This window comes from Streptomyces sp. NBC_00425 (genome assembly GCF_036030735.1).
Taxonomy (GTDB): Bacteria; Actinomycetota; Actinomycetes; order Streptomycetales; family Streptomycetaceae; genus Streptomyces.
In genome coordinates this window covers 1,813,631-1,825,519 of sequence record NZ_CP107928.1, presented here as the reverse complement: position 1 = coordinate 1,825,519, position 11,889 = coordinate 1,813,631, and the positions used below count along the sequence as shown (strand labels likewise).

Genomic DNA, 11,889 nt, shown 5'->3' with positions numbered 1-11,889 from the left:
CCAGTAGTCCGATCGTGTCGGCAGCGTAGCGTCAGCCCCAGGCGATCTCCGGGCTACGACCTTTTCCCGTCGCAGGATGAGAGCTGTCAGGACCTGGCTAGCAGGCGTCGGGCGGAGTCGGCGATCCACGCCCCAATGGACTCGCGCAGGCTCGGGTTCTCCACCAGGTTCTCCGCGTACTGCGGCCAGAGGCTGCGGACGTGTTCGATGGTTGCGACGGCCTCGTCCCGCAGACGTGCACCAGTTGGTCCGAATCGGTGCCCAAGGGCGGTTTCAAGTCTGTCGAAGGCTGCGAGTCGGACTCGTCCGAAAGACTTGCTCCCTCCGAACTTGAGTCCGAGATCCTCCGGTTCGTCGCTGGGCGCGTAGGGGGCGGTGGACACCAAGTCGTACACCGGGGAGAGGGACGGGAACCGCCTGTCACGGTAGATCAGTGACCAGTTCTTCAGGTGGGCGTCCCCGTTCCCGACCACCACGGAGAAGGCGATGCGTCGGGCGGTCTCGCGCAGCGAGTCGACGTCATGGCCACGATGGGCGATGGCCGCGACCGTCTCGAACGTGGACTGGTATTTGTCCTGCGGGTACTTGTCGCGGACCTGCGCGAAGTCCTCGATGTGGACGGGGGTGCGGTGCTCGTCCCGAGAGCGGTCGAAACGGCGTACGGCGTAGGCCCACTGCTCGTTGTTCGGCCACATGCGGTCGGGAAGGCCGTCGAGTTCATCGCGGTGCATGAGACGTACGTCGGGGACGTCGAGCCCCGCTGCCTTCGCCAGGGACATCATGGTGAACTCATTGCGCGGTACATCCGCATGGCGGTAGTCCGGAAATTTGACCAGCCAGTCGCCGTGCTGGCCCGCGGCGGGTACCGTCAGCCGATCCCCCCTGGCCAGCATCGAGAACTTCAGGGCGACGCCGGCCAAGGAGAACCGCCACGGCGAGTCGGAGGGGAAACCGTAGGCCCCCCCGGGCCGCTTCCCCGCCTGTGCAGGTGCGCTGTCAGACCATTCCCAACCATCGTCGGGCCCCTCGGCGGGCAGCACTTGGACAGCCCCCGGCAGGTCGTGTCCCACCTGAGCCAGAAGCTCCATCTCACGGTCCAGGGAGACACCGCGGTCGTCGGCGATCCATTCCCGCAGAGGACCTTCGGGCAGCAGGTTGGAGAACCAGCGGGGCAGCCGCAGCGCAGAAGCGTAGGGCGCCCTCAGATTCTCTTCGAAGCGCAACCCCAGGACGGGGCGCTGCGGGTCGGTCACATAGGACTCGTTGACGACGAAACGTGTGTGGTCGCCCTTCTGACAGAGCGTGCCGATCCGGCGGGAGTGCAGGAGGACGGCATAGTACGTCTCCACGAGAGTGGTCATCCGCGATGGTGTCCTGTTCACGAAGGGTGGACTGGTCAGAACATCTCTTCTGGCTCGTCGAGTTCCTCGAGGGTGTCGAAGTCGAGGGTGTCCAATGACGGTGTGTCCTCGTAGTCCCACTCCGCCATTCGGCCGAGGAATTGCGCCAGGTGCTGCTGGATGATCTCCTGCCGCCGGTACAGGAATGCCTCGCGGTCCCCTCCGGCGAGAGCCTGGCTGGTCTCCCGGTTCATCGTGTGTGACGCCAGAACCTTCTCCCAGGTGGCGTCGTCGAGGTGATCGGGACGGCGGGCGAGCAAGGTGGTGATCTCCGAGACCGGGTCCTCGGCGCTGGGCAGGAACAAGCGGTTCGCCGCGTAGAGCACCTGCTGAGCGGTGAGCCCACGCGGAAAGATCACGTGTGCCACCGTGCCGGCGGTCTTCTGGTCGGCAAGCAGCGTCGACAGATCCTGGACGTCGAAGGGCGCACCGGTGACCAGAGAGCGGGGACGCAGGGACCACCACGAGCTGAGGATGATCTTCGCGGCGGCCTCGTTGGTTCGGAAGCGCTCGATTGTCGGAATCGACGGCTGAGCCTCCGCCATGGCGTCCATGAGCCCCATGATCGAACCGTGCTCGTCGCCCTTGCGGATTCGGGCGCACAGCACCCTCGACACCTGGGTGAAGCTTCCCTTGAAGACGGCGGGCCCGGACACCGCCACACGCCAGTACAGCCGGCGCAGCAGCCGACGGGTGTTGGGTTCCGGCTCGGGGAAGTGGGCGAAGAAGCGGGTCATGACGACCAGCAACGCCCGATAGACGAGGAGTGCGAGGTGCGGCACCTGCGCCTCGCTCTGCAGGAATGCGATGGCGCGGACCAGGGCCTCCTCACCTTCACCGTATGCGGAGTACTGATCTTCGTCCTCGAACTCCGGAGCGGTGCGGCGGCCGACGGACGTGAACTCATTACGGATGTCCCGAGAGGGATCCGGCCCCCGACGCGCGAGGATCGACGCGAGCACGGTGTCCGTGTCAATGGTGCCGAAGCCGGTCCTGGTCGCGATGCGGTCGGCGATCCGGGAGAGATTCAGCCTTTCCGCCGCCCCCTCCTCGGGGCCCGCATACAGCGCGGAGAAGATCTCTGCCCGGTTGAGGCGTTTTCCGTAGTTGTTCATACGGTCGAAGATGTCGGTCAGGATGTCGAGATCGTCCTGCCGAACGAGGTACGCGGGCACCTTGTACTGGCGCAGCGCGGTGGCGACTCGGTCAGCCTCGTCGAACAGTTCCGCGACCAGTTCCCCCTCGGTTCGGAACCAGCCGAGGAGCCTCTTGAGGTCGAAGAGAACGGGCAACGCGATGTGCTGGGGTTCACGGGTCTTGGGCTGAGCGATGAACCTCTTCTCCGCGAGGTCGTAGTAGATGGAGAACGGCTCGTGGAGGTGTCCTTCGGGGCTCAGGGCATTGGCGAGACTGGTGATGCGCTGCTGCCCGTCCACCACCCAGAGGGCGTCCGGAGAGGCCGGGGCGTCGATCTTCAGCTGGCCCAGCGTGAAGGACCGCGGGGGTGTCTTGCGAACCCAGAGGAGAAGGTTTCCGATGGGGTAGCCCTTGACGATGCTGTCGAAGAGACGGAGCACGTCACTGGTGCCCCAGCGGAAATCACGCTGGAAGTGCGGGACGTGGATTCTGCCGTTCCACGCCTGGGCAACGAGGTCGCCCAGCTCATACGTGGTCGCACTCGGCTGGGTGTCCAGGCCTGTGGTGGTCATCTCCGTGTCCCCCTGCTTCGGCTCATGTGATCAGATTCGCGTGACGACGGACGGTGGGCAACGCTTTTCCGGGGAGAGGTCGATGCCCGAGAGGAACGGCCGCCCGTCACAGGCCGCCGGGCGGGACCCATGTCGCGACGTGCTCGCTCAGCGTGCGTACCGCCTGGAAAACGCGTGCGCGGGCGGTCGACTACGTGACCTACACGGTACTACCCGTAGAGATCTCCGGATGTTGCGCTGTGGTGTTCCGGCCTTGCTCGACACGGCACTCCTACCTGTTGGGGCCCGTCCATTCGCTGGTCAGCGGTAAGGCGAGCGCGGAGCGGACAAGACGGGGACCAGGAGGAGCGCCGGCGGCTGCGACCGCCGGACCCGGAACCGCAGACCGTGGGCGTTCCCACCTTGGTGACCCCGGTGGCTCTCTCCATCGGTGCGGCTGGTGACCACCATGCGGTAGCGGCGGGCGTCCAACGTGCTGCTCCTCGCGTGTACGGGAAAGGGGGGAGTCCTTCAGGCGGTGGCGGCGGCCAGGACTCGGAGCAGCTCGCTCACGTCCTGGTGCCAGGCTCGAACCTCGGTCGGGGTGGGAGGCAGGTCGTACGTGTGGTAATGACAGGCGGCGCTGAGACCGGACCAGACGGTGTACCACTGGCGCGCGACGGAGGGACTGACGTACCACTGAAGGCAGAGCATGCGGGTGCGGGCATTGAGGGTCATGCGAGGGCTGACCGACCGCCAGAAGGCGTCGAGGGTTTCGTCGAGGGCCAGCCGGAGCAGGGTGGCCGCGGCGCGCGCCCGGACATCGGGGGAGAGCGCGGTGTCGTCCGGCGGATTGAGCAACTGGTCTGCGGCCGACAGGAGTTCGTTCGTGGGGAGAACGCGGGTGGAGAGCGGGGGAATGGTCACCGGGCGAGCACCTCCTTGGCGAGCCGCTGCGTACGGTCGACCAGAGTCAGGCGGTCACCGGCGGGCGTGGCCGGCGCCTGGTGCGATGCCTGGTTCAGCCTCTGGATCAACTCCCGGGCCCAGAGGCCGTGGTCGCGGGTGACGGCGTCCAGCACCTTGCTCCGCTCCTTGCCCCGCATGCCCATCGCGAGGGCCGCCAGGCCGGTGAGGGGCCCCGGCCGGGTGACCTGCTCCTGGATGGAGCGCTGCCCGAAACCGGCCGCGCGCAGGGCACGCCGCGCGGTGTCCTGGTAGGCGGCCTCCAGTGCCAGACGGCACATCGAGGGGAGCACCCGGTCGGCGACTTCCGGCGGAAGGTGCGGATCGAGAGCGATGGCCCGTGCCTCCGCCAGGGCCTGGCTCACCGGGTCGCTGACGGAGGTGACATGAACGACCGAGTCGGTCTGCCGGGACACCCGCATGACCGTCGCCCTCAGGCCGAGCCGCTGGATGGCCTCTTCGAGCCGGGTGTCGTGAGTGAAGACGACGACCTGCCGGTGCCGCGCGTACAGGTCGAGAACCTTGGCGAGGCCGTCGACCTTCTCCGGGTCCATGGACTGCACCGGGTCGTCGATGACCAGGAAACCGAAGGGACTCTCCTGGTGGGTGGCGCGCGGGATGAACAGGGAGAGGGCTAGTGAGTGCAGTTCGCCCTGGCTCATGACGCCGAAGGCGGGCGCGTCGGCCTCGTCCACGGAGACGGGGAGACTGACCTGTCGTTGCGGACCGACACCGGTGAGCCCGATCGCGCCCAGCAGGACGCTGCTGCGTTCGCACAACAGTCGCCAGATCTGCCCGGACTGGTCGGCGAACGGCTTGAACCGGGCGTCCCGCAATTCGTCGGTGAGCGCCCGCACCCAGTCGCGTACGGCCTTGACCTGCTTGCGGGCGGGCTTCGCCGCCTGCGCGGCCTCCGCCTGTCCCAACCACCCGGACAGGCGTGCGGCCACGGGCTGCCAGCGGCCGTCCTGCGCCGTCACCCGTCGGCGGGCGTCCTCTCGGACCTGATCACAGGCATCACCGAGGACCGCTGCAGCGCGTTCCGCACGGTCGGCCAGCTCGCGCGGGTCACGAACCGTGCGGCAGGCGACCAGATCCCGCCACAGCGCGGCGAGGGAGGGCTCGTCGGCCTGGAGCCAGACAGGGGCTGGCCGCATCAGGTCGTGCACCTCCCGCACCGCGTTCACGAGTTCACGGTGTGCTGCCTCGGCCTCGGCGGCCTCCGTCTGGAGCCTCTCGACCTGCGCGCGTGTGCGCTCCGCCCAGGAGCGGTCCAAGAGGTCAGTGCTGCCGCATACGGGGCAGTCGGAGACGTCGGGATGGCGGCGGCGGTGTTCCAGCGCGGCGTCGAGCAGCTTGATCAACTGCCTGGCGTCCTCGGCGGACCCGCGGCGTGCGTCGTCGGCCGCGGCGGCCGACGAGCGCAGCCGGGTCACGGCCTTCGCGATCAACGGCCGGTCCGGGGGCTCGAGATCGGCCAGCCGCCGCAGTCGGGCGAGGTGTGCCTCGTCGGCGGCGCCGTGGCCCTGCAACAGGGCCCGGACGGCGTCCAGGTCGGGGCTCCTGCCGGAGAGCGCCGTGATCGCCTCCTTGGCGCGCGGGTCGTCCACCTCCGACAACTCCTGGATCACGGTGGCGGTGAGGGCCTTCGCGGCGGTCTCGGCGTCGGTCAGGGTCTTGGCCCGAGCCCGTGCCGCCGCGTCGGTTTCACTGAGCAGTTCGAGGCCGAGGATCCGGGCGATCTCGTCGTGCAGGGTGGTCAGCGGCCCGTTGATCACCGCACCGAGCTGCGTGTACGGGAGGAACGGCCGGTACAATGACAGTTGCTCGGAGTCGATCACGTCGTGCACGACTTCGCCGGTGGCCTGTCCGGCTTCCTCCACGACGGTACGGGACTCCTCGAGCCCTTCGCCGTACCAGACCCGGCGTACGGTCACGGGCTCCCTGGTGCCCTCACCGTCACTGCCCGCGTCGAAGCCGAGCTCCACCGCGACCTCGGGGGCGGAGTGCTCGTGGAGGTTGCGCCAGCCCTTCTTCCATACCTGAGTGCGCCCCTGCCAGCGGTAGTTGTCGCCCGTCAAGGCCATCTCCGCGGCCTCGGCGAAGCTCGACTTGCCGGAGCCGTTGCGGCCCGCCACCAGCGTCAGACCGGGGCCGGGATTCAGCCGGACCGTGGCGGCGGGCCCGATGCCGCGCCAGCCGGAGGCCGTGATGGACCGCATGTACACGGTCCCGGAACGGCCACCGCTCCGGGGTTGTGCGGCAGGCAGCAGATCCCGCAGCAGGGTCTGCTCCTCGGCAGAGAGTCCGGAAGCCGGCAGACGGGCGAGGAGCAGGTCACGGAGGCTGGTGTCGCTCATGTGCGAACTCCTCGGGCGCTGGATGGCTGCGGCGGTCGTGCCCAAGGTGACGCGAGGGGACGGTGAGCCGTTGTCGGACCGAGCATGCCGCAGACATGTTAGCGACGTCAACGGACTTACTTGGATCGGGTCGATGTGGTGCGTGTACACGGATTCGAACGGCGCACCTATGTGCGAAAAGGGGTGCCTCGAGCCGGTCCATCCGCCGGGCCGAGGCCCGTCGGCCTCCCCACGGACCACGGCTGCCGTGCGATGGGCGACGTGTGGTGGTCAGCGCAGTGCTGAGCCGATCCACGCCATCGCCTGCTGCGGCGTGGCGCGGGTGTCGACGCCGAGAATGCGGATGGTGCCCAACAGGCCTTTCGCACGCCGTACTTGCAGGGACCGATGGGTGTGACTGCCTTGCTGGGGATGGACGATGACGGAGACCGGGGCGTCGGCGGGCGCGTAGCCGCTGCTGTAGGTGAGGAGCTGGTGGACGTCGGTCGCGCTCACGCCGTGGCGGTCGTAGCGCTTGTACTTGGCGTCCACGGGCAGCAGCGTGCGTTGTCCCGTGTCGTGTCCTGGAAGGCTGAGCAGGAGGTCGGGCCGGAAGGTCGAGGCGTTGCCCAAGTCCCCGCGGACGGTGATGCCGACGCCGCTTCCGCCGGGTACGGCCTGGCCCCCGTGCAGGCCGACGGCCTCGGTGCCGAGACGGCGGACGACGGCTTCCCAGAGCGCGGGCATGGTGAGCAGGAGGCCGTCCGCCGTGGTGCCTTGGTCGGTGAGCAGGTCGGTCACGCCGCCGCCGCGCAGCAGCAGGCGGGCCCAGGTGTGGGCGGGCCGGTAGCGGGCGTTGAGGCGGGTGTAGTGAGTGCGGTCCAGAGCGCGGAGCGCCGCGGCCGGGGTCGGAGCCTGCGGGAAGGCACCGGCGATGCCGTGCAGGGCGCGTGCCAGGTCGGGGCTGTCGGTCAGGCCGATCGCCGCCCTCAGTGCGCTCCCCAGAACGCGGTTGTCCCAGATGTCCGCCTCCCGGTCGAAGGTGCGGACGTGCAGCTGGTCCAGTTGCCCATAGCGGCGGGTGGCCTGGGCGGCGACGTCCAGGCGTCCCCGGAGTACCGGTTCGACGCTCCGGCGGCGTACGTAGTCCCGGCGCGGTCCCTCCCGTAGCAGCCGCTCGCACTCTTCGAGCAGGGCGGCGGCGACCAGGTCGGCGTAACCCTCGGGGCCTGTTACCCACCGCCTGGCCGTCGCCGGGACCGGAGTGCCGAGGGCGTAGGCGAGCCAGCTCATGAGCTGCTCTCCCGGAATGGCGAACTTGGGTGCGATGACCACGCGGACACGGTCCAGGGCCAGAACTCCGACGGTCGCGTCGGCCTTGAGCCGCCATCCGGTGCGCTCCCTGGTCAGGGTGAGGCAGCCCCGTGCCTGGAGGGCGTGCAGGCGAGCGACGTCCCGGGGAGTGAGCTGATCGGAATCCAGCGGGGCGGACTCGTACTCGCCGAGCCGGACCGGGGCGCGGTCAGGCATCCGGGCCGGGGACGCCGCTGGTGAACTCGGTCGCGAGCGCGTCCGCCAGGTCCTGCGGGGGCATGAGGAGCGGACGCCCCGTGTCGGCGTCGACCAGGCCGCCGAGGATGCGGTGCAGCAGTTCCGCCCGGCCGAGGCAGTAGTCCTCCAGGAGTGGGATCACCTCGTGGTGGAAGGCCGCGGCCAGGTCCTCCTCGGTGGCGATCGGTTCACCGTCGCGGAGCAGGTAGGCGTGCCCGATCTGGTGGTCGGCGTCGAGATGGCGGGCGATGCGGGCGTTGAGGGACTCGAAGAACGCGGCCAGGTCCAGGGGTCCGACGGTCCCGGAGACGGCATCCGGGTCCGGGCCCACGGGCAGGAACGCGAAGCGGCGGCGGACCGCGGCATCCAGGTGGCTGATGCTCCGGTCGGCGGTGTTCATCGTGCCGATGACCCGGACGTTCGGCGGTACGGAGAAGCGGCGCTTGCTGACGGGCAGGGCGACCGGCAGGTTCCGCTTGTCGAGTTCGAGGAGCGTGATCAACTCGCCGAAGATGCGTGGCAGGTCGCCGCGGTTGATTTCGTCGATGACCAGCAAGAACTTCTGGTCGGGAGGGGCGGCGGCGGCCCGGCTGCACAGGCTGTGGAACAGGCCGTCCGTGAGGGCGAGGGTGAGCCCCGGGCCGGTGGCGCTCAGGTCCGGCTTGAAGCCCTCGACGAAGTCCTCGTAGCCGTAGGAGGGATGGAAGGTGACCAAGCGGACCCGGTCACCGTGCAGCATCTCGGCCTGCGCCTGGGCACGTTGGCGGGCGTCGGCGCCGAGCGCGTCCGCGCGGCCGTCCAGGGCGAGGGCGGTGCCGAGCGCGAGCCGGGTCTTGCCCGTCCCGGGCGGCCCGTGGAGGATCACCTGACCCTTGCGCTCCAGTGCGTCCAGTACGACCTGCACGTCATCGGGCAGCGGGACGGGCGTGCCAGCCTGTGCCTGGCCCGTACCCGGGGTGGAGACGGAGTCGGTGCTGTGTGTGGTGAACCGGGCGAAGAGGGACGGGTCGACCTTGGCGAAGGTCGACCGCCACCCGTGCTGGGGCTTCGGAAGTTTCTGCGCGTGGGAAGGGTCCCAGGCCACGGGGACGACGTGGTGGAACTCCGCCCGGTCGGGGTCGTAGCGGTAGCTCCCGTCGACCCTGCCGGTGGCCAGGATCTCGTCCGTCCCGCGGTTGGCGACGATCCGGTCTCCCGCCTCCAGATCCCGGAAGGCCAGCAGCCGGCGGGCGAGGGTCAGGCTGCCGCCACTGCTGCGCGGCCAGTGCGCGTCCAGGGCCTGCTGCAGTTCGGTGTCGCTCTGGTACTGGCCGAGATCGCCGAGCTCGTCCCACCCGACGCAGATGAACTCGCCGTCCCGGCATTCCTTCCACAGGCGGCCGCGCTCGCCGGGGGCGATCTTCCAGATGGCGCGTTGCCGTGGATTGAAGTGCTTGTACAGGAAGCGCATCACCTCCTGTCCCGTCCAGCCCTCGAACTCCTCACGGGTTCGCACGAGTTCACGCAGTTGACGGTTCGTGCGCGCGGCGGGGACCCCCGCCTGCGCCTCGCCGCCGAGCAGCGTGACGAACGTCCGCATGTGCTCGGCCGCGTAGATCGGCAGGAAGTGCTGAGGGAAGTAGGTCGCCAGGGATTTCGTCACCAACGTCGGCCCGCATCTCAGCACTTCGAGGTCGTCCAGGGCCTCGAAGTCCCCTGCCTCGACGGCGTCGAAGGCACGGACGAACTGTCCGCGCAGTTCCGCCCACGCGTCCTGCGGATCCATGCCGCGCAGGGGAGCGGCCAGCCGCCATTCGCCGGAGTTGTGGTGGTACATGATGTGCTTCGCGGCACTGCCGCCCTTGATGCTCCCCAGATGGGGAGTGCCGAACTCCATGAGTCGGCAGTAGGTCGGCCCCGACCCGGGCGGCGCGCCCTGCCCGAGGGCATAGCGCTCCAGCGGCAGCTCCGCCCACTCCTCCAACGGAAACTGGGACAGCACCTGCTTGCGCTCGTCCTCGGCAGCCGCCTCGACGTCCGCCACGGCGGTCCGGTCGAACTCGGCCGCCGCTGCGCGCACATCCACCCCGTTGGTCATGGAGGCCATGATGCCGGAGCGCGAGACGGCCTTCCCATAGCCCGGCGGGATTGGGCAACTTGCTGCATGCGGCTCAGGTGGCTGGCACGATGCTCGGTAGTGCGAGATGGGCTCCCAGGCAACGGGCGTCAGGGCGAGGGGATAGGCCGTGCAGGACTGGATCTACATCCTGAATCCGAACAAGGACACCCTCGACGGGGAGCCGGCCGGCAAGGAGACCATGCGTCGCCTTGCTCACGATGACCCGAAGAGTGATTTCTGGCTCAGCCGACGTAACCGCATGGAGCCGGGCGACCGACTGTGGTTCTTCTTCAGTCATCCGGAGTCGGCGGTGGCGGCGGTGGCCGAGGTCGACAACAAACCGCGGGAGGATCCCGACGACCCGGATTTCGGCTATCGGGTCGAGGCGACCCTACTGCCCGAACCCACCGACGCCTTGTACGGCAGCCCGGTGGGCCGGGACGAGCTGGAACTCGGCCAGGTTCGGTCCGTGCAGAAGGTCAAGCCAGGGGCGTTGAAGATCCTGCTGGAGCGGGCCGGTCTGTGACGCGACGATCGCGGGCAGAACGGCTACCAGGGCTCCAGCCCTCGCTCGGCCGGGTTCGTGTGGGGCAAGAGGGCCTCCCGGGCACGTGAGTTCAGTCCCATCAGCGTGTCCACTGTGCGGTCGACGAAGAAGACGAACGCCTTGGCGGTGTCGGCGAAGGCCGCTGCCGGGCGGCTGATACCGGCTGTCGTGATCACGATGAGCCGCTTGGGAGCGTCCTCACCGGCCGCTGCGGCTAGGCCATTCAGTCGCTGAACCTCGGAAGTGGACAGGCTCTTGGCCCGGTTGTGCCACTCGATGTGGAACGCGTCGGACCGGATGGGCTGTTCGGCGTCCCCCTCTTCGAGGTCCCCGAACCCGAATTCCCTCAGCTGCTCGAGAACCGTGTCGGTGATGTGCCGGGGGCTGGGCGCCCGTTGCGAGGCCATCGGCTCGGCCTCCTCGTCGAGCTGACCGAGATCGAGGCCGACGTCCCCAAGCCACTCGGGCGGAGCGGCATCTTCTGCCAAGAGGGACTCCTGCCACTCGGACCGGTGCCCGGCGGGAGCCGGTTCCCCGTGACCGGGCGGCTCGCACGACACCTCCACGTCCCAGGCCTTCAGGCCCCTGCCGAGCACGTCGGCGATGTCCGCCACCGACGCATCCGCACGGGGTACCCCTGGCGCGGCCCGCGTGCCGCGCCACAGGTTCCAGGCCAGATCGACCCGGCCCCACGCTCCGCATTCAGCGAGGTACGCATCCACCAGCCAGCCGAGGGCGGGCTTGAGCGAGACACGCACGAACGCGTCGGGGAACTCGGCCTCGACGAAGCTGCCGTCGCGTCCGCCCACGATGTCGAGTTTCGGCGAGTGGCGGGGGCCGTACGGGAAGTAGCCGTTCCCTGCCGCCACGCGCCTCACTCGGACACCCTGTGCGTCCAGGAGGTCGGCCAGCTCGGTCATGTCGGACGGCTCGCTCTCGTTCCAGCGCCACGGCGAGGGAACCGGTACGTCCGTGAGGTGTGCCGACGCCACGGCATGCAGGGTGTCGACGAGTGCCTCGTCGGGCGTGTCCAGCGGCCAGACGGACGGCTCACTGTTCAGTACCGGATCCATCACCGTCCAGACGATGGTGTGCCCCATGCGCACCTGGGCCAGGACGACCGAGCGCCGTCCGGACAGCGTGACCTTCAGATGCATCAGGCGGTTCACGTCGTCGAAGTGCACCCGGTCGGCCAGCTCGGGATGACGTTCGCACAGAGCCTGTTCCAGGCTCTTGAAGTGCAGGTGTCTGCCAAAGGCGGCGACCATGTCACCGGGCGGAAAGGGCAAGGGACACACTC

8 protein-coding genes are annotated in these 11,889 nt (G+C 68.9%); 1 reads left to right on the top strand and 7 read right to left on the bottom strand.

What is annotated here, in order from left to right; all coding sequences use genetic code 11:
• Positions 1 to 86: 86 nt before the first annotated feature.
• The 6 genes from OHS82_RS07465 to OHS82_RS07440 all read right to left on the bottom strand — a co-directional run bounded on the left by OHS82_RS07465 (position 87) and on the right by OHS82_RS07440 (position 10,021).
• On the bottom strand, positions 87 to 1,361 hold the full coding sequence (locus tag OHS82_RS07465; protein WP_328433558.1) for a type II toxin-antitoxin system HipA family toxin: 1,275 nt from the start codon (positions 1,359 to 1,361) through the stop codon (positions 87 to 89).
• A 35-nt stretch (positions 1,362 to 1,396) separates the two neighbouring features.
• The gene (locus tag OHS82_RS07460) at positions 1,397 to 3,109 is read right to left on the bottom strand and encodes a DUF262 domain-containing protein (protein WP_328433557.1); all 1,713 of its coding nucleotides are present in this window, start codon (positions 3,107 to 3,109) and stop codon (positions 1,397 to 1,399) included.
• Between the two features lie 510 nt (positions 3,110 to 3,619).
• On the bottom strand, positions 3,620 to 4,015 hold the full coding sequence (locus OHS82_RS07455) for a hypothetical protein (RefSeq protein ID WP_328433556.1): 396 nt from the start codon (positions 4,013 to 4,015) through the stop codon (positions 3,620 to 3,622).
• The gene (locus OHS82_RS07450) at positions 4,012 to 6,414 is read right to left on the bottom strand and encodes an AAA family ATPase (RefSeq protein ID WP_328433555.1); all 2,403 of its coding nucleotides are present in this window, start codon (positions 6,412 to 6,414) and stop codon (positions 4,012 to 4,014) included. The genes OHS82_RS07455 and OHS82_RS07450 overlap by 4 nt, the downstream gene beginning before the upstream one ends.
• Before the next feature lie 270 nt (positions 6,415 to 6,684).
• On the bottom strand, positions 6,685 to 7,923 hold the full coding sequence (locus OHS82_RS07445) for an McrC family protein (protein WP_328433554.1): 1,239 nt from the start codon (positions 7,921 to 7,923) through the stop codon (positions 6,685 to 6,687).
• Positions 7,916 to 10,021 carry an AAA family ATPase gene (locus OHS82_RS07440; RefSeq protein ID WP_328433553.1) on the bottom strand — a complete coding sequence of 702 codons (2,106 nt, stop codon included), beginning with the start codon at positions 10,019 to 10,021 and terminating at the stop codon, positions 7,916 to 7,918. Before OHS82_RS07440 ends, OHS82_RS07445 begins: the two co-directional genes overlap by 8 nt.
• A gap of 148 nt (positions 10,022 to 10,169) precedes the next feature.
• Here OHS82_RS07440 and OHS82_RS07435 point away from each other — a divergent pair, with 148 nt between their 5' ends.
• A complete protein-coding gene (locus tag OHS82_RS07435) occupies positions 10,170 to 10,568 on the top strand; it encodes a hypothetical protein (RefSeq protein ID WP_328433552.1) in 399 nt (132 codons plus the stop codon).
• A 23-nt stretch (positions 10,569 to 10,591) separates the two neighbouring features.
• Here OHS82_RS07435 and OHS82_RS07430 read toward each other — a convergent pair whose 3' ends face one another.
• Positions 10,592 to 11,887: a hypothetical protein gene (locus OHS82_RS07430; RefSeq protein ID WP_328433551.1), complete on the bottom strand. Its 1,296-nt coding sequence runs from the start codon at positions 11,885 to 11,887 to the stop codon at positions 10,592 to 10,594.
• Positions 11,888 to 11,889: the final 2 nt, after the last annotated feature.